12 protein-coding genes are annotated in these 17680 nt (G+C 66.6%); 8 read left to right on the forward strand and 4 right to left on the reverse strand.

Annotated features, from left to right (window positions below; genetic code table 11):
* Nucleotide 1: 1 nt before the first annotated feature.
* From ppdK to M0208_RS04545, 3 genes are all read right to left on the reverse strand, one after another.
* Nucleotides 2-2668, reverse strand: a complete 2667-nt coding sequence (gene ppdK, locus M0208_RS04535; protein WP_258890543.1) for a pyruvate, phosphate dikinase — start codon at nt 2666-2668, stop codon at nt 2-4.
* Nucleotides 2669-2738: 70 nt separating this feature from the next.
* Nucleotides 2739-5192 (reverse strand): glycine--tRNA ligase subunit beta, encoded by a 2454-nt coding sequence (gene glyS / locus M0208_RS04540; RefSeq protein ID WP_258890544.1) that lies wholly within the window; start codon nt 5190-5192, stop codon nt 2739-2741.
* A 139-nt stretch (nt 5193-5331) separates the two neighbouring features.
* Complete coding sequence (locus M0208_RS04545; RefSeq protein WP_258890545.1) at nt 5332-6171, reverse strand: glycine--tRNA ligase subunit alpha; 840 nt, start codon at nt 6169-6171, stop codon at nt 5332-5334.
* Nucleotides 6172-6310: 139 nt separating this feature from the next.
* On the opposite strand from M0208_RS04545, the gene M0208_RS04550 reads away from it, so the two are divergent.
* The 8 genes from M0208_RS04550 to M0208_RS04585 all read left to right on the forward strand — a co-directional run bounded on the left by M0208_RS04550 (nt 6311) and on the right by M0208_RS04585 (nt 14811).
* The gene (locus M0208_RS04550) at nt 6311-7207 is read left to right on the forward strand and encodes a TraB/GumN family protein (RefSeq protein WP_258890546.1); all 897 of its coding nucleotides are present in this window, start codon (nt 6311-6313) and stop codon (nt 7205-7207) included.
* A gap of 235 nt (nt 7208-7442) precedes the next feature.
* Complete coding sequence (locus M0208_RS04555) at nt 7443-8147, forward strand: 50S ribosomal protein L25/general stress protein Ctc (RefSeq protein ID WP_258890547.1); 705 nt, start codon at nt 7443-7445, stop codon at nt 8145-8147.
* Nucleotides 8148-8287: 140 nt separating this feature from the next.
* Nucleotides 8288-8860 carry an aminoacyl-tRNA hydrolase gene (gene pth, locus M0208_RS04560; RefSeq protein ID WP_258890548.1) on the forward strand — a complete coding sequence of 191 codons (573 nt, stop codon included), beginning with the start codon at nt 8288-8290 and terminating at the stop codon, nt 8858-8860.
* 1 nt (nt 8861) lies between these two features.
* Nucleotides 8862-9443, forward strand: a complete 582-nt coding sequence (locus M0208_RS04565) for a TIGR02466 family protein (RefSeq protein ID WP_258890549.1) — start codon at nt 8862-8864, stop codon at nt 9441-9443.
* Between the two features lie 237 nt (nt 9444-9680).
* The gene (locus tag M0208_RS04570; protein WP_258890550.1) at nt 9681-11564 is read left to right on the forward strand and encodes a hypothetical protein; all 1884 of its coding nucleotides are present in this window, start codon (nt 9681-9683) and stop codon (nt 11562-11564) included.
* Between the two features lie 82 nt (nt 11565-11646).
* The gene (gene ychF / locus M0208_RS04575; protein ID WP_258890551.1) at nt 11647-12747 is read left to right on the forward strand and encodes a redox-regulated ATPase YchF; all 1101 of its coding nucleotides are present in this window, start codon (nt 11647-11649) and stop codon (nt 12745-12747) included.
* A gap of 39 nt (nt 12748-12786) precedes the next feature.
* Nucleotides 12787-13449: a glutathione S-transferase family protein gene (locus tag M0208_RS04580; protein ID WP_258890552.1), complete on the forward strand. Its 663-nt coding sequence runs from the start codon at nt 12787-12789 to the stop codon at nt 13447-13449.
* A gap of 60 nt (nt 13450-13509) precedes the next feature.
* The gene (locus tag M0208_RS04585) at nt 13510-14811 is read left to right on the forward strand and encodes an ectonucleotide pyrophosphatase/phosphodiesterase (protein ID WP_258890553.1); all 1302 of its coding nucleotides are present in this window, start codon (nt 13510-13512) and stop codon (nt 14809-14811) included.
* Here M0208_RS04585 and M0208_RS04590 read toward each other — a convergent pair.
* Nucleotides 14808-17678, reverse strand: a complete 2871-nt coding sequence (locus M0208_RS04590) for a PAS domain S-box protein (protein ID WP_258890554.1) — start codon at nt 17676-17678, stop codon at nt 14808-14810. The genes M0208_RS04585 and M0208_RS04590 overlap by 4 nt on opposite strands.
* Nucleotides 17679-17680: the final 2 nt, after the last annotated feature.

The raw sequence follows: 17680 nt of genomic DNA on the forward strand, positions 1-17680 counted from the left end.
CCTATCCCCGCGCGCGGAGCGCCGCCTGGGCGGCCGCAAGGCGCGCGATCGGGACGCGATAAGGCGAGGCGCTGACGTAGTCGAGCCCGACCTCCTCGCAGAACGCGATCGACGCCGGGTCGCCGCCATGTTCGCCGCAGATTCCGAGCTTTATGTCGGGCCGCGTCGCGCGGCCCCGCTCGGCGGCCATCTTCACGAGTTCACCGACGCCCTCGATATCGAGCGTGACGAACGGATCGCGCGCGTAGATGCCCTGTTCGACATACGCGCCCAGGAAGCGGCTAGCGTCGTCGCGGCTGACGCCGAGCGTGGTCTGCGTCAGGTCGTTGGTGCCGAACGAGAAAAACTCGCCCGCCTCGGCGATCTCGCCAGCGCGCAACGCAGCACGCGGTAATTCTATCATCGTTCCAACGAGATACTCAATGCGCTTGCCACGTTCAGTGAAGACGGTTTCGGCGGCCTTGTCGACCACTGCCTTCATCAGATCGAGTTCGCGCTTGGTCGCGACGAGCGGGATCATCACTTCGGGAATCGGCGCGTCGCCGGATTTTTCGGCCACATCCAGTGCCGCTTCGAAGATCGCGCGCGCCTGCATTTCGTAGATTTCGGGGTAGGTCACGCCGAGGCGGCAACCGCGGTGGCCGAGCATCGGATTGAATTCGTGCAGTTCGGCCGCGCGGCGTTTCAGCACCTCGATATCGACCCCGGCGGCGGTCGCGACCTCTTCAAATTCCGCCTCCTCATGCGGCAGGAATTCGTGCAGCGGCGGATCGAGCAGGCGGATCGTCACGGGTAAACCGGCCATGACTTCAAGGATTTCGGCGAAGTCCCTGCGTTGTTCCGGCAGGAGCTTGTCGAGCGCCGCGCGACGACCCGCCTCGTCCGACGCCAGGATCATCTGGCGCACCGCGGTGATGCGCGCGGCGTCGAAGAACATATGCTCGGTGCGGCATAGCCCGACCCCCTCCGCGCCGAATTCGCGCGCGGTGCTGCAGTCGCCGGGGGTCTCGGCATTGGCGCGGACCTTCAGGCGGCGGATGACGTCGGCCCATTCCATCAACGTGCCGAAATCTCCCGAGAGTTCGGGCTGGATCGTGGCGACCGCGCCGTACATCACCTCGCCGGTGGCGCCGTCGATCGTGATCGTCTCGCCTTCCTTCACCTCGCGCGTGCCGACGCGAAAGACCTTGGCCTTCGCATCGATCGAGAGCGTGCCCGCGCCCGAGACGCACGGCCGCCCCATGCCGCGCGCGACGACGGCGGCGTGGCTGGTCATACCGCCGCGCGCGGTCAGGATGCCCTTTGCCGCATGCATCCCGTGGATGTCCTCCGGCGAGGTTTCGGTGCGGACCAGGATCACCGATTGCCCGTCGGCGGCGGCGCGTTCGGCGGTGTCGGCGTCGAACACCACGGTGCCGCTGGCCGCACCGGGCGACGCGGGGAGCCCCTTGGTCAGCACGTCGCGCGTCGCGTCCGGGTCAAGCGTCGGGTGGAGCAACTGGTCGAGCGCGGAGGGGTCGACGCGCAGGATCGCCTCGTCGCGGGTGATCAGCCCTTCGTTGGCCATGTCGACCGCGATCTTCAGCGCGGCCTTCGCGGTGCGCTTGCCCGAACGCGTCTGGAGCATCCACAATTTGCCGCGTTCGACGGTGAATTCGATGTCCTGCATGTCGCGGTAGTGCGTTTCGAGCCGGTCGAACACGGCGGCGAGTTCGCCGTACACTTCCGGCATCGCCTCCTCCATCGCGGCGGGCTTTGCGCCCGCTTCCTCGCGCGCCGCGGTGGTGAGGTATTGCGGGGTGCGGATGCCGGCGACGACGTCCTCGCCCTGCGCGTTGATCAGAAATTCGCCATAGTAGGCGCGGTCGCCCTTGGCAGGATCGCGGGTGAAGGCGACGCCGGTGGCGCTGGTGTCGCCCATGTTGCCGAACACCATCGCCTGCACGTTGACCGCGGTGCCCCAGCTTGCGGGTATGTCGTTGAGACGGCGATAGACTTTCGCGCGTTCGGACTGCCACGACCCGAACACCGCACCGACCGCGCCCCAGAGCTGATCGTGCACATCCTGCGGGAAGGGCTTGCCCCATTCCTCTTCGACGAGCGATTTATACTCGTCGACCAGCGCCTTCAGATCGTCGGCGGAGAGTTCGGTGTCGAGGTAGAAGCCGCGGTCTTCCTTGGTAATTTCAAGCGCTTCCTCGAAATTTCCGTGATCGAGTTCGAGCACGACATCGGCGTACATCTGGATGAAGCGGCGGTAGCTGTCCCAGGCGAAGCGCGCGTCGCCGGAGGCGGCGGCGAGGCCCTCGACGGTCTGGTCGTTCAGGCCGAGGTTGAGGACGGTGTCCATCATCCCCGGCATCGACACGCGCGCGCCGCTGCGGACCGAGACGAGCAACGGGTCTGCGGCGTCGCCGAAGGTCTTGCCCGTAACCTGTTCGATATGCGCGATACCGTTTGCAACCTCATCGCGCAGGCCTTGTGGGAATTGCTCGCCTTCGTCGTAGTACGTCGCGCACATTTCGGTGCTGATCGTGAAGCCGGGCGGGACGGGAAGCCCGATCGAAGCCATTTCGGCCAAGTTCGCGCCCTTGCCCCCGAGCAGGTTCTTGTCGCCCTTCCCCCCATCCGACACGCCGCCACCGAAGCGATACACGTATTGCGTCATCTGCAATCCCTAAGTCGTTGATTTGCCGGGGAGGCGAAATGGAAAGTTAGTCTAAGGTTAGGCCAACGCGCTATCCGTCGATCTTCGAAAAGTCGGCGACATTGTGCACTGCAGCACGAACCCGTGCAAGCAGCGCGAGCCGAGCGGCCCGCATTTCGGGGTCGGGATCGTTGACGGTCACGGTCTCAAAGAACGCATCGATCGGCGCACGCAGCGTGGCGAGCGCAGTCATCGCAGCGGCGAAGTCCTCGTCCGCGACCGCGTGGGCGGCGGCGGGTTCGGCGGCGTCGAGCGCGGTGATTAGGTCCGCTTCCGCTTTTTCGGGCGTGTAGGAAAGTTGTTTCGGCGCGTCGATCGCCTCACCACCGTCGTCATTCCCGCGAATGCGGGAATCCATAGTCGCTGATCCATCGGCTACATCCGGGCCGTCGTGATTATGGACCCCCACCTTCGCGGGGGTGACGGTGGATGTTATGAGGGTGGGATACCCCTCCTTCTTCAAAATATTCGCCGCCCGCTTGTATCCCGCGAGCAAATTCGCTCCGTCCGCGGTCCCGACGAACGCCTGCAGCGCGCGGACGCGGGCGAGCAGGCGGACGAGATCGTCTTCGCCACCGAGTGCAAACACCGCGTCGATCAGGTCGTGGCGGACGCCTGCCTCGCGTTGCTGGACTTTCAGGCGATCGGCGAAGAAGCTGATCATGCTCCGCAAAGCACGTTCTGTCGGCTCAACGAAAAATTTGCGCTGTCCCTCTTCGCCGGCAGCCTGATCAAGCAAGTTGGCCGAAAGAGACTGAATGTCCTCTGCGTCCACTTTCACGCCAGCAGCGCGGAGCACGGCGACAACATTCTCAAGTTTGTCCGCCTGTATATTCCCCAGCGAGCGACCGGCAAAGATCGCAAGGCTGAACTGTGCGGCGTTTCCGATTTCGAGCCTGATATTGAGATCAACAATAATCCGAATGATGGCTAGAGCAGCTCGCCTGAGCGCGTATGGGTCGCGCGAACCAGACGGCATTTCATTGATGAAAAAGAAAGTCGCCAACGTATCCAGCTTGTCCGCCAGCGACACCGCGACCGTTACGGGCGCGGTGGGGACGTCGTCGCCCTGCCCGACCGGTTTGTAATGGTCGCGGATCGCGGCGGCGACGCGGGGGTCTTCGTTTTGCGCGGTGGCGTAATAGCCGCCCATCAGGCCCTGGAGTTCGGGGAATTCGCCGACCATGCCGGTGACGAGGTCGGCCTTGCACAGGCGCGCGGCGCGTTCGGCGAGGGTGGCGAGTTCTACTCGATCCTCCCCTGCAAGGGGAGGTGGCGCGGAGCGCCGGAGGGGTGTCGCGCTATCTAGAGGGTGATACCCCTCCGTCTCGCTACGCGAGCCACCTCCCCTTGCAGGGGAGGATGAGATTATCCCCTCTTCCACCAGCCATCGTGCCAGTTTCGCGACGCGGTCGACTTTGTCCGCGACCGTTCCAAGTTTTTCGTGGAAGACGATCTTCTTCAGCTTCTCCGCCTGGTCTTCCAGCGGCACCTTCAGGTCGGTGTCGTAGAAGAAGCGCGCGTCGCTCAATCGCGCGGCGAGCACCTTGCGGTTGCCCTCGACGATCGTCGCGCCGCCGTCGGTGGCGTCGATGTTGGCGGTGCAGATGAAGGCGTTGGCCAGTCGCCCTTCGGCATCGTTACACACGAAATACTTCTGGTTCACGCGCGCCGTCAGCTGGATCACCTCGGGCGGGACGGTCAGATATTCCTGGTCGAAGCGGCCGAGCAGCGGCACGGGCCATTCGGTCAGCCCGGCGTTCTCGATCAGCAGCCCTTCGTCGCGGACGAGCGTGAGGCCCGCCTTCGCCGCGGCCATCTGCGCGCCGATCGCGATGATCGACTGGCGTTCGTCCTGGTCGACGATGACGTGGCAGGCGCGGAGTTTCTCGGCGTAATCGGCGGCGTTGCCGATCGTGATGACGCCGGGGTGGTGGAAGCGGTGGCCGACCGTCGCCGCGCCGCTGATTATCCCGGCGATTGCGCACGGCACCACGTCGTCGCCGAACAGCGCGACGATGCCCTGCAACGGGCGGACCCATTTCAGGCTCTCGGTGGTGGTCGAGGCCGCGCCCCAGCGCATCGATTTGGGCCAGGGAAAGGCGCGGACGATGGCGGGGATCGCCTCGGCCAGCACGTCGGCGGTCGCGCTACCGGGCTTTTCGGTGATCGCGTAGAGGACGCCGTCACGTTCGGTCAGTTGGTCGCGGGTCAGGCCGGTTTTCCGGAGGAACCCTTCCAGCGCTTGTGCGGGAGCGGCGGTCTTTGGGCCTTTCATTTCCTCGCTTACGGCCTGCGTCGCGGCGGGGAGGCCGCGGGCAATGAGTGCGAGGCGGCGGGGGGTGGCGTAGGTCACGGTCCCGGTTGCGCTCAAGCCGGATTTGGCGAGTTCTGCGGCGAAGAGTTTCGCAAGGTCTTCACGCGCGCGCGCCTGCATCCGCGCGGGGATCTCTTCAGAGCGGAGTTCTAGGAGGAAATCGGTCATTTTCAAATCCTCCCCGGGACGGGGAGGTGGCAGCCCGCAGGGCTGACGGAGGGGCAGCCAAGCAGGTGTGGCGCTTGTGGCTGCCCCTCCACCGCTTCGCGGTCCCCCTCCCCGTTCCGGGGAGGATTTAGAAGGACCATCACGCTGCCCACCCGTTGCGATCCATCCAGGCCTGGCAGCTTGCCTTCGCGAGGTCGCGGACGCGGCCCATGTAGGCTTGGCGTTCGGCGACGGAGATGACGCCGCGGGCTTGCAATAGATTGAACGTGTGGCTGGCCTTGATCGCTTGTTCGTACGCCGGGATCGGGAGTTTGGCGGCTAGTGAGTTCTCGCTTTCGGCGACCGCCTTGCGGAACAGGTCGAACAGAGTGTCGGTGTCGGCGACCTCGAAGTTCCACGTCGACATCTGCTTCTCGTTCTCGAGAAACACGTCGCCATACGATACGCCGGCATCGTTGAACGCCAGATCGTACACATTATCGACGTTCTGGATGTACATCGCCAGACGCTCCAGCCCGTAGGTCAGTTCGCCCGCGACGGGCTTCATGTCGAAGCCGCCCATCTGCTGGAAATAGGTGAATTGCGTCACCTCCATCCCGTCGCACCACACCTCCCAGCCGAGGCCCCAGGCACCGAGTGTGGGCGATTCCCAATCGTCCTCGACGAAGCGGATGTCGTGCAGGCTCATGTCGACGCCGATCGCGGACAGGCTGCCGAGGTAGAGTTCCTGCAAATCGGGCGGGCTGGGCTTCAGGATCACCTGATATTGGTAATAATGCTGCAGCCGGTTCGGGTTCTCGCCATAGCGGCCGTCGGTCGGGCGGCGGCAGGGCTGGACGAAGGCGGCGTTCCAGGTGTCCGGGCCGAGCGCGCGCAGCGTCGTGGCGGGATGGAACGTGCCCGCGCCCATTTCCATGTCGTACGGCTGCAGGATCACGCAGCCGCGATCTGACCAATATTGGTGGAGCCGCAGAATCATCGCCTGAAACGAAAGCGGCTTCACGTTTTCCGTAGTTGTTGAGGGGACGTTCATCGCGGGCGGGCAATGGCGGATGGCTCGCCAACAGGCAAGGCCCGCACTAGATGGGGGCTGGCGCTTACAGGAAGGTCTCCCGCACTTGTTCCGTTCGATCACTTCGGTGCTGACGCTGGTCGGCCTGTCCTTCTCGCTGCCGGCGTGCGCCGAGCCGGCGCCCGTCGTCACCAAGGACGCCGATCCCGCGCTGTGGGTTTTGCGCGACAAGGACACGACGATCTATCTGTTTGGCACGATCCACGTCCTGAAACCCGGCATGACGTGGTTCGACGAAGCGGTGAAGAAGGCGTTCGACCGGTCGGGGACGCTGGTGCTCGAAATGGTCGAACCCGATCAGGAGACGCAGACCCGCGTGGTGATGGAAAAGGCCTTTACCCCGCCCGGACCCGGCCTTGGCGAGCGCCTGCCCGCGGACAAGCGCGCGGTGTTCGACAAGGCGATCACCGACAATGGATACCAGGCCGCGCAGTTCGAACGGATGCGGCCGTGGTTCGCCGCGATCAGCCTGTCGATCGGGCCGGTGCGCAAGCTCGGCTACGATCCCGCCAACGGGCCGGAGGGCATCCTGACCGCGGCGGCGAAGCGGCAGAAGAAGCAGGTCATGGGGCTGGAGACGTTCGAGGGGCAGATGTCGGTGTTCGACGGCCTGTCGAATGCGGGCGAGATGAAGCTGCTGGAAAGCACGATCGACGAACTGCCCAAGGCGGCGGAGACAATGGAGAAGATGGTCGCGAACTGGGCAGCGGGCGATCCCGATGCGCTGGCCGCGGAAATGAACACATCGCTGAAAGATTCGCCCGAGGTCGCGCGCGCGTTGCTGACCAATCGCAACAGCCAGTGGGCGGCGTGGATCGCGGAGCGGATGCGCACGCCGGGCCGCGTGTTCATCGCGGTCGGGGCCGGGCATCTGGCCGGGCCGGGCAGCGTGCAGGAGCAGTTGAAGCGGTACAAGCTGCAGGCGGTGCGGGTGCGGTACTAACTTAAATCCTCCCCGGCACGGGGAGGGGGACCGCGAAGCGGTGGAGGGGCAGCCTCAGGCGACGGACCTGCTTGGCTGCCCCTCCGTCACGCCTTCGGCGCGCCACCTCCCCGTGCCGGGGAGGAGTGGGGAGGATTGCTTTCCCGGCCCTCCCCCGCTATGCGCGCCCGCTTCCGGTCATGGTCATCCCTGGAGGCGTGGCGCGGAAGGTACACTTACGTTTCGGAGAATATTGATGAGCGACCAATTGACGCTCGCAGCCGAGACGCGTGACCGGGTTGGCAAGGGAGCCTCCCGTTCGCTGCGTCGCGAAGGCCGCGTGCCCGCCGTGATCTACGGCCAGAACAAAGAGCCGACCGCGATCCATATCGAGGAAAAGGCGCTGATGAAGGCGCTGAACACCGGCCACTTCATGACCACCGTGTGCATGATCAACGGCCAGCGCACGCTGCCGAAGGACGTGGCGTTCCACGTCGTCACCGATCGCCCGGTGCACGTCGATTTCCTGCGCATCTCGGCGCACACGACCGTGACGGTCGCGGTGCCCGTGGTGTTCGTGGACGAAGAAGAAGCGCCCGGCATCAAGACCGGCAACGGCGTGCTGAACGTCGTCCGCCACGAAGTCGAACTGGTGTGCGACGCGTCGAACATCCCGAGCGAGATCACGATCAGCCTGGCCGGTCGCGAGATCGGCGATTCGATCCACATCTCTGACGTGACCTTGCCGAAGGGCGTCGAGCCCGCGGTCGACGACCGCGACTTCACGATCGCGACGATCGTGCCGCCGACCGTGCCGACCGCCGAGGACGAGGCGCTCGACGCCGAAGTCGCCGAAGCGCAGGCCGCAGAGCATGAAGAAGCCGTGGCCGAGGCCGAAGGCGAGACCGCCGAAGGTGGCGACGACGCTGCCGAGGGCGACGAGGAAGCCAAGCCGGAGTGATCGGACTTCCCTCTCCCCTTCCGGGGAGAGGGTGGCCGAGCGTAGCGAGGGCGGGAGAGGGGCAGTTCGGCAGCGGCCGTGCGCGGTACACTGCCCCTCTCCCCAACCCTCTCCCCGGAGGGGAGAGGGAGAAGAACACGATGCAACTCTGGGTCGGCCTCGGGAATCCCGGCGCGCAATATGCGATGCACCGGCACAATGTCGGGTTCATGGCGGTCGACGCGATCGCGGCGGTGCACGGCTTCGGCGCGGTGCAGAAGAAATTTCAGGGCTGGCTGCAGGAGGGGCGGATCGGCGGCGGCAAGGTGCTGCTGCTGAAGCCCGCAACCTTCATGAACGACAGCGGGCGCAGCGTCGGTGAGGCGCTGCGCTTCTACAAGCTCGACATGGACGCCCTGACCGTGTTCCACGACGAACTCGACCTCGCGCCGATGAAGGTGAAGGTGAAGCAGGGCGGCGGGACCGCGGGGCATAACGGCCTGCGTTCGATCGACCAGCATCTCGGCCCCGATTTCCGCCGCGTGCGGATCGGCATCGGTCATCCGGGGCACAAGGACCGCGTGACCGGCCATGTGCTAGGCAATTACGCCAAGAGTGAGATCGACGCGCTGTCCGATCTGCTCGGCGCGGTGGCGGCGGAGGCGGAATGGCTGGCGAAGGGCGACGACGTGCGCTTCATGAACGACGTCGCGCTGCGATTGCAGGACGCCTGACGTGGCGGTCCGCGCGCTGTTCCCCACCCTGTTCTACGAAGCCGCGCTGGACGACGACGCGCTGCTCGACGAACTCGACGCGTCGGTCCGCGCGCTGGCGGCCGACGATCGCGCGGGGCGGGCGTGGTCGAAGGCGCACGGGTATGTCGGCTACACCAGCTACGCGTCGCTGAACGACCTGCCGACCCGCGATCCGGCGTTTGCCGATCTGAAGCGGCTGCTCGACCGCCACGTCGCGGCGTTCGCGAAGGAATGCGCGTTCGACCTGGGCGGCAAGCGGCTGAAGCTCGACAGCCTGTGGGTCAATCTGATGCGCAAGGGCGCGACGCATTCGGGGCATATCCACCCGCACAGTGTGGTGTCGGGCACGCTCTATGTCGCGGTCCCGCCGGGGTCGGGCGCGCTGAAACTGGAAGACCCGCGGCTGCCGATGATGATGGCCGCACCGCTGCGACCCGACACGTTCGTCTATGCCGAGCCGCAGCGGGGCAGCGTGTTCCTGTGGGAAAGCTGGCTGCGGCACGAGGTGACGCCGAGCGCGGCGAAGGACGACCGGATCAGCATCAGCTTCAACTATCGGTGATTGATAGGGCGATCTGGATCTTTGCTCTGACAAGAAGCCTCCGTCATTCCCGCGAAGGCGGGAATCCATAACCCTGTGCAGCGATTATGGATTCCCGCCCTCGCGGGAATGACGATCGAGCCTTAACTTCGTCAAATAGACTGAAACCTGCCCTGCGATGAACCGACGCGGCACGGCCGGTTCAGGAATGCTGCCCTATCACGCGGATCGAGCAAGCATCGAAGGAGTTACGGTGCCATGAGTATTCGACGCAATTTTCGCCTGCGCGCAGGGCTAGCCACCGCCGCGCTGGCCGCCGCTCTGTCGGTATCGGCGTGCGACCGCGCGACCCAGGCGACGGTCGATCAGAGCGCGACCGGTAGCGCACGACTACCCGACCTTCCCGCCACGCTGCCGCTGACTACGGGTGACGCTACCCCCGTCAGCTATGCGCCGCGCGCGTCGGCGTTGCCCGACGTCGCGCCAATCCGCACCGTGCGCGTCGCCAACGACAAGGCGCAGTACGCCTATGCCGATCAGGCCTATGGCTTCAGCGACGCGCTGGGCGATGCGCCGCCCGATTACGGTTTCGACTATGGCGATTCGGATCCCTGGGCGTGGCAGGGCTATGACGACAGCCAGGTCTTCGCGGAGCCGATCGACGGCGGTTATCGCCAGTATTTCTACCGCCCCGGCGCGGATCAGCCCTATTTCGTGCGCGATCCCGATTACGGCTATGGCTATGATAACGGCCAGCTGGCGGTGGTGTACGACGACGATGGCGGCGTGGTGCCGTGGGCCGATTACGGGCCGCGCGTGACCTATGCGTCGCGCTATCTTGTGCGCGGGCGCGATCTGTACCGCGCGTCGCGCCAGCGCCGCCGCCCGGTGATCGCCGCGAATTGGGCGAACCGCGCGCCGGTGATCCTGCAATCGCGCCGCAACTGGGGTCGAGCGGTCGAGCGTCAGCCCGAATGGGCGTCGTATCGCCAGAATTACGAGCCGCGCGAGCGCACCTACTGGCAGCAGGAATCGGTCCGGCGCGAGGCCGATGCGCGGCGCTATGCGAACTGGCAGCGGAACGAGTTCCGCAGCGCCGCGCCGCCGCGCGCGATCCCGGCGAACTGGCAGCGCGCCGATTGGGCGCGCGACGAGCGCCGCTATGCGCCGGTCCGACTGGAGAGCCGCGAGCAGGCGGAACAGCAACGCGACCGCCAGCAGCAGATCGCGCGGCGGCAGGCGCAGGCCGAACGGCAAGCGCAGCGCCGCGAGCAGATCGCGGAACGCCAACAGAATTTGGCGCGCCGCGACGCGATCGGCGACCGGCGCGACGATTGGCGTGACGACCGGCGCAACGATCTGCAAAACCAGCGCGCACGGCAGGATCGCCGTCAGCAACAAATGGCGCAACGCGACCAGCGCCAGCAGGCGCAAACGCAGCGCGCTGACCGCCAGCAGGCGCAGGCCGCGCGCCGCGAGCAGATCGCCGAGCGTCGGCAGGCCAGCCAACGCCAGCAGGCTGAGCGGACCCAGCGTCAGCGCGACCAGGCGGGACAGCGTCAGCAGGACGCGCGCGCGCAGGCTCAGCGTCAACAACGCGAACAGGCGCAAGCGCAACGTCAGCAGCGGACGCAGGCGCAAGCCGCCGAACGCCAGCGCGCGCAGCGGGCCGAGCGTTCGCAGGAGCGTCAGCGCGCCCAGCAAACGCAACGCGCCGAGCGCCAACAGGCGCAAACCGCACAACGCCAGCAAGCGCGGCAAGCCCAACGCGCCGAGCGTTCGCAGGCCCAGGCCACGCAGCGTCAGCAGGCGCAACAATCCCAGCGCGCGGAGCGTCAGCAAGCCCAGGCTGCACAACGCCAGCAGGCGCAGCAGTCCCAGCGCGCCGAGCGTCAGCAGGCGCAGGCTGCACAACGCCAGCAGGCGCAGCAGGCCCAGCGCGCAGAACGGCAGCAGGCGCAGGCCGCCCAGCGCCAGCAGCAGGCTGCCCGTCAGCAACAGCAGTCGGCGCAGCGCGATCAGGCGCGCGCGCAACAACAGGCCGCTCGCCAGCAGGAACGCGCCGCGCGTCAGCAGCAGCCGCGCGCCGAGCACGGCGGCGGCGGCGAGCGCGGCGGCGGGCGGGATCGTCCCGAACGGTAGCGCACGCGTTTCGCCGGGGTAGCGTAGCGGGGGCCGAGCCTGTATCGGCCCCCGCAACAACTCCCCGATCACAGGAACGACCATGGGTTTCCGCTGCGGCATCGTGGGCCTGCCCAATGTGGGCAAGTCCACCCTCTTCAACGCGCTCACCGAGACCGCGGCGGCGCAGGCCGCGAACTATCCGTTCTGCACGATCGAGCCCAATGTCGGGAACGTCGCGGTGCCCGACCCGCGGCTGGATAAACTCGCCGCGATCGCGCATTCGGCGAAGATCATCGAGACGCAATTGGGCTTCGTCGACATCGCCGGGCTGGTGCGCGGCGCGTCGAAGGGCGAAGGGCTGGGCAACCAGTTCCTCGGCAACATCCGCGAGGTCGACGCGATCGTGCACGTGTTGCGGTGTTTCGATGGCGGCGACGTGACCCACGTCGAGGGCAAGGTCGATCCGATCGCCGATGCCGAGACGGTCGAGACAGAGCTGATGCTGTCCGACCTCGAAAGCCTGGAGAAGCGCGTCCCGAACCTGATCAAGAAGGGCCAGCAGGGCGACAAGGAAGCCAAGATCGGCGCGTCGGTGCTGGGACAGGCGCTGGAATTGCTGCGCGAGGGGAAGCCCGCGCGACTGACGCAGCCGAAGGACATCGAGGAAGCTCGCGTCTTCGCGCAGGCGCAGCTGATCACCGCCAAGCCGGTGCTGTACGTCTGCAACGTCGACGAGGGCGACGCCGCGAACGGCAACGCGCACTCGGCGCGGGTGTTCGAGAAGGCCAAGGCCGAGGGCGCGGAAGCGGTAGTCGTCTCCGCCGCAATCGAGGCGGAGATCGCGACGATGCCGGTCGAGGACCGCGGCGAATTCCTGGCCGAACTGGGGCTGGAGGAAACCGGCCTCGCCCGCGTCATCACCGCGGGGTACAAATTGCTCCACCTGCTGACCTTCTTCACGGTCGGGCCGAAGGAAGCGCGCGCGTGGACCGTGGAGGTCGGCGCAAAGGCCCCGCAGGCGGCGGGCGCGATCCACAGCGATTTCGAACGCGGCTTCATCCGGGCGGAAACGATCGCGTTCGACGATTATGTGGCGCTGGGCGGCGAAAGCGGCGCGCGCGACGCAGGGAAATTGCGGCAGGAGGGCAAGGAATATGTCGTCCACGACGGCGACGTATTGCTGTTCCGGTTCAACGTCTGAGCGCGTAGTCTCGCCCCCGAAACGATCGGGAGCGGACGCATGATTCTCTATGGCAACAGCCTGTCGCCCTTCGTGCGCAAGGTGCTGGCCTATGGCGCGGAGAAGGGTCTTTCGTTCGATCTGGTCGCGGCGGGCATGGGACAGGGCGGGCCGGACTTCGTCGAATGTTCGCCGTTCGGGAAGATGCCGGGCTTTCGCGATCCCGGCGCAGATGGGGGGCGCGATTTCACGATTTCGGATTCGACCGCGATCATCGCCTATCTGGAGGCGAAACACCCCGAACCGGTGATGATCCCGGCCGATCCGGTCGCCCGCGCGCGCGTGATCTGGTTCGAGGAATTCGCCGACACGATCGTGACGAAAATGGGCGGCGCGGTGTTCTTCAACCGGATCGTCGCGCCGAAATTCCTGAAACAGCCGGGCGACGAGGCGGCGGCCGTCAACGCGATCGACAACGAACTGCCGCCGATCATGGATTATCTGGAGCGCATCGTCCCCGACGACGGCTTCCTGGTCGGCGATGCGATCACGCTGGCGGATATCGCGGTCGCCTCCCCGTTCGTGAATATCGCGCACGTCGGCGTGACGCCCGACGCGGCGCGCTGGCCGCGCGCGATGGCGTATATCGATGCGATCCACGCCCGCTCGAGTTTCGCGCCGGTGATCGCGGGCGAACGCGAATTTCTCGCGAGGCTCGGCTGAGCGGGGGGGCCACAGCACAAGGACTTTCGCACGTCATGCAGCGGGGCTAGGGACGCGCGCATGATCCGTTGTCTTACCCTCGCCGCGGCGCTGGCGCTCGGCGCGTGCGCCTACCCGTACACCCCGCCCGCGCTGACCCCGGTCACGCAGCCCGCGCCCGCCGCGAACGCGGCGGTCGCAGCGGCAGCGGAAACGGGCGCGCCCGTTACGATCCTGATCTCGATCGATGGCTTCCGGCCCGATTATCTCGATCGCGGCGTGACGCCCAATCTTTCGCGACTGGCGAACGAGGGCGTGACCGGGCCGATGCGGCCGTCCTTCCCGTCGAAGACCTTCCCCAATCACTGGTCGATCGTCACCGGCCTCACCCCCGACCACCACGGCATCGTCGCCAACAATTTCGAGGATGCGGGGCACCCCGAAGAGCCGTTCACGATGGCCTCGGACGACCCGTTCTGGTGGAACGCGGCCGAGCCGATCTGGGTGACCGCGGAGAAGGCCGGCATCCCGACCGCGACGATGTTCTGGCCCGGCGCGAACGTCGCGTGGGGCGGGACGCGCGCGAAGGCGTGGCCCAACGACGTGACCGGCGGCACGCGCCCGCACGACTGGCAGCAGTTCAATCAGGTCATTCCCGGCGCGCAGCGCGTGCGGTCGGTGATCGACTGGCTGCGGCGTCCGGCGGCGACGCGCCCGCGCTTCGTCACGCTGTATTTCGACACCGTCGATACAGCAGGACACACGTTCGGCCCCGGCGATCCGCGTACGACGCAGGCGGTCGCCGATGTCGACGCGCAGATCGGCGAACTGGTGACGGGGCTGGCCGGGTTACGCCAGCAGGCCAATCTGGTGATCGTCGCCGACCACGGCATGGCGGCGACCTCCAGCGACCGCACGATCGCGCTCGACAAGGTCGTCGCCCCCGCCGACGCACGGATCGTCGAAGCCGGGCCTTACGCCAGTTTCGTCGCCACGCCGGGCCGCGAGGCCGCGGTCGACGCCGCCTTGCTGAAACCGCACGCGCACATGGAATGCTGGCGGAAAGACAATATCCCCGCGCACTTCGCCTACGGCCGCAACCCGCGCATCCCGCCGTATTTCTGCCTGGCGGCGGACGGCTGGACGACGGTGAAGACCGCGCCGGCGAAGCCGTGGACCGGAGGCAATCACGGCTATGACAACCGCCTGCCCGACATGCGCGCGCTGTTCATCGCGTCCGGTCCGGCGTTCGCGAAGGGCAAGCGCGTCGCGGCGTTCGACAATGTCGACGTCGCGCCGCTGCTGCGCGATCTGCTGGGGCTACCCGTGGGGGCCGGTCTGGACGGCGACGATCGCCCGTTCCGCGGCGTGATGGCCCGTTAGGATCGCTCCAGCACGCGCCGCACCACCTCCACCACCGCGCCGCTGGCGAACGGCTTTTGCAGGATGCGGTCTTCCGCCACGCCCTCGATCGCGGTGAGATCGGCGTAACCGGTCACGAAGATCACCGGCAGCGCGGGCCAGCGTTCGTGGGCATGATCGGCAAAGCGTGCGCCGGTCATGCCCGGCATCGCGAAGTCGGCGACGACCAAGTCGACGGTCTGCTCCGCCGCCAGCGCGTCCAGCGCCGACGCGCCGTCCGCCGCCTCGATCACGCGGCAGCCCGCGTCGCGCAGCGCATCGGCGGTCACCGCGCGGACCGCATCCTCGTCATCCAGCACCAGGATCGTCCGTCCCGCGATCGATCCCTGCGGCTCGACGGTCGGCGTTTCCTCCGGCGAATCCACCGCCGCCATCGCGCGGGGCAGATACACGCACACCGTCGTGCCCTCGCCCGGCGTCGAATTGATCCGCACGCCGCCACCCGATTGCTTGGCGAAACCATAGACCTGCGCCAGCCCCAGTCCCGATCCCTTGCCCACGTCCTTGGTCGTGAAGAACGGCTCGAACGCCTTGGCCAGCACATCGTCGCTCATGCCCGTACCGGTATCGGCGACCGACACGCAGGCATATTCACCCGCGGGCGGTTCTTCGGGCCGTTTCGGCGCGTCCAGCGTGATGTTGGCGGTCGACACGGTCAGCGTGCCGCCGTCGGGCATCGCATCGCGCGCGTTGATCGCCAGGTTCAGGATGATGAGTTCGATCTGCGTCGGATCGACCAGCGCGGGCCACAAATCGGCGGTCGGCTCGGTCATCACCTCGATCGCGCCGCCCAGCGAACTGCGCATCAGCTCACGCATCTTTTCGACCGTGTCGTTCAGGTCGACGACCTTCGCCTCCAGCCGCTGCCGCCGCGAAAAGGCCAGCAATTGCGCGGTCAGCGCCGCCCCGCGCTCCGCCGCGGTGCGCACGTTGTCCAGCCGCTGCAACGTGCGCTGATCAAGGTTCGCGCCGCGCACCGCGCGCTCGATCAGCGGCACGTTGCCCAGCACGACGGTCAGCAAATTGTTGAAATCATGCGCCACGCCCGACGTCAGCTGCCCCACGGCCTCCAACCGCTGCATCTGATGCAATTCGGCTTCGACGCGTTCACGTTCGGCGATCTGTTCGACCAGTTCGGCGGTGCGTTCGGCGACGCGGTGTTCCAGCACTTCGCCCGCCGCGTGCGCCTCGGTCACGTCGACCGCGCAACCGACATAGCCGGCGAACGCGCCCGCCAGCATCCGCGGACGCATCTCGGTGTGAATCCAGCGCGATTCACCTGCTGCCGTCACGACGCGGATATCGCCACCGTAAGGACCGGGATTGGCCATGCGATACGCGCGCGACCGTTCGAACAGCTCATGGTGTTCGGGCGGAACCACCGCCAGCCAACCGACCTTCATCGCGGTTTCCGCCGGAATGCCCAGCATCGTTTCGAACCCGCGATTGGCGAACAGCACCTGCCCCGATCGATCGACGATCCACACCAGGGCGGGCAGGCTGTCGGCCAGCGTGCGGAACCGTTCCTCGCTTTCGCGCAGCACCTCCTGCTGCGCCTTCACCGCGGTGATGTCGACGACGGTGCCGACTGCGCGCACGCAGGTATCGCCCTCGAAGAAGCCGCGCCCGCGCGCCGCGATCCAGCGCAAGGCGCCGTTTTCCGCCCCGATGACGCGATATTCGACGCTGTACGCCGCGCGCACCGCCGAATCCAGCGATCGGGCCAACGCGACTTCGGTCGCTGCGATGTCGTCGGCATGCACCCCGGCCCAGAAATCCTCTATCGTGATCGGCACGCCCGGCGACACGCCCCACATCTCCCGCGTGCGATCCGACCAGTCGAGTTGCCCGGTCCGCGGATCGAGATCCCATGTCCCGATTTCCGCCGCCTCGGTCGCCAGATCCATCGATTCGCGGCTCACGTTCAGCGCGGTCTCCGCGACGTGACGGTCGGTCGCGTCGGTCCCCTCGATGAACACCCCCGTCACCGCGCCCGTCGCATCGGTCAGGAGCTGAAAGATGAAATCGACGATCCGTTCTTCCATGCCGGCGTCGGGCGTGCGCCGTAACGTCACGCTCGCGCCGTCACTGCGATACGGTCGTCCCGACGCAACGACATTGTCGAGCAATTCGACATAACCCTGTCCGGCCAGTTCGGGCAGCGCCTCACGGATCGGCTTTCCGATCACATCCTCGCGCTGCTTGCCGATCAGTTGCAGGTAGGAAGAGTTCGTGAGCTCATAGACGTGGTTGGGTCCGCGCAGCACCGCCATGAAGCTGGGCGCGGAATCGAACATCTCGTGCAGCCGTTCGCGATCCGCGGTGATCGCTCGCGCCGCGCGGACGCGCTCGGTGGTCTCCGACACGATGCACAGGATACCGCAAACTTCACCGCCGCGTTCGCGGATCGCGGAATAGGAGACGTCGAAAAACACCTCCTCCAGATACCCCGCGCGTTCGATCTGGAACGGGCGATCCTTCGCCGCGAACGTTTCGCCCGTGTCATGCACGCGCTGCAGCAACGGGCCAAGGTCATCCCACAGTTCCGACCACCCCTCACGCGCCGGACGGCCGAGCACGCCCGGATGCTTCGTGCCGATCGTCGGGGCGTAAGCGTCGTTGTAGAAGGCGAAGAACTCTGGTCCCCAGAACATGACGATTTCGGCGCTGGCGGGTAGGACCATGCTGACCGCGTTGACCAATGTCTCGGGCCAGCCCGCGATCGGCCCCAATGGCGTCGACGCCCAGTCATGCGCCAAGATCAGCGCGCCCATGGCGCCGCCGCCCGCGAACATCGTCGCGCCTGCACCCGCTGATGAGTCTGTCATTT

Source organism: Sphingomonas sp. SUN019, from assembly GCF_024758705.1.
Lineage (GTDB): Bacteria > Pseudomonadota > Alphaproteobacteria > Sphingomonadales > Sphingomonadaceae > Sphingomonas.

What these genes read in the sequence shown, in the direction of transcription:
- ppdK (WP_258890543.1), bottom strand. Translation starts at nt 2,668, where the DNA reads ATGACGCAATACGTGTATCGCTTCGGTGGCGGCGTGTCGGATGGGGGG.
- glyS (WP_258890544.1), bottom strand. Translation starts at nt 5,192, where the DNA reads ATGACCGATTTCCTCCTAGAACTCCGCTCTGAAGAGATCCCCGCGCGG.
- M0208_RS04545 (WP_258890545.1), bottom strand. Translation starts at nt 6,171, where the DNA reads ATGATTCTGCGGCTCCACCAATATTGGTCAGATCGCGGCTGCGTGATC.
- M0208_RS04555 (WP_258890547.1), top strand. Translation starts at nt 7,443, where the DNA reads ATGAGCGACCAATTGACGCTCGCAGCCGAGACGCGTGACCGGGTTGGC.
- pth (WP_258890548.1), top strand. Translation starts at nt 8,288, where the DNA reads ATGCAACTCTGGGTCGGCCTCGGGAATCCCGGCGCGCAATATGCGATG.
- M0208_RS04570 (WP_258890550.1), top strand. Translation starts at nt 9,681, where the DNA reads ATGAGTATTCGACGCAATTTTCGCCTGCGCGCAGGGCTAGCCACCGCC.
- ychF (WP_258890551.1), top strand. Translation starts at nt 11,647, where the DNA reads ATGGGTTTCCGCTGCGGCATCGTGGGCCTGCCCAATGTGGGCAAGTCC.
- M0208_RS04580 (WP_258890552.1), top strand. Translation starts at nt 12,787, where the DNA reads ATGATTCTCTATGGCAACAGCCTGTCGCCCTTCGTGCGCAAGGTGCTG.
- M0208_RS04585 (WP_258890553.1), top strand. Translation starts at nt 13,510, where the DNA reads ATGATCCGTTGTCTTACCCTCGCCGCGGCGCTGGCGCTCGGCGCGTGC.
- M0208_RS04590 (WP_258890554.1), bottom strand. Translation starts at nt 17,678, where the DNA reads ATGACAGACTCATCAGCGGGTGCAGGCGCGACGATGTTCGCGGGCGGC.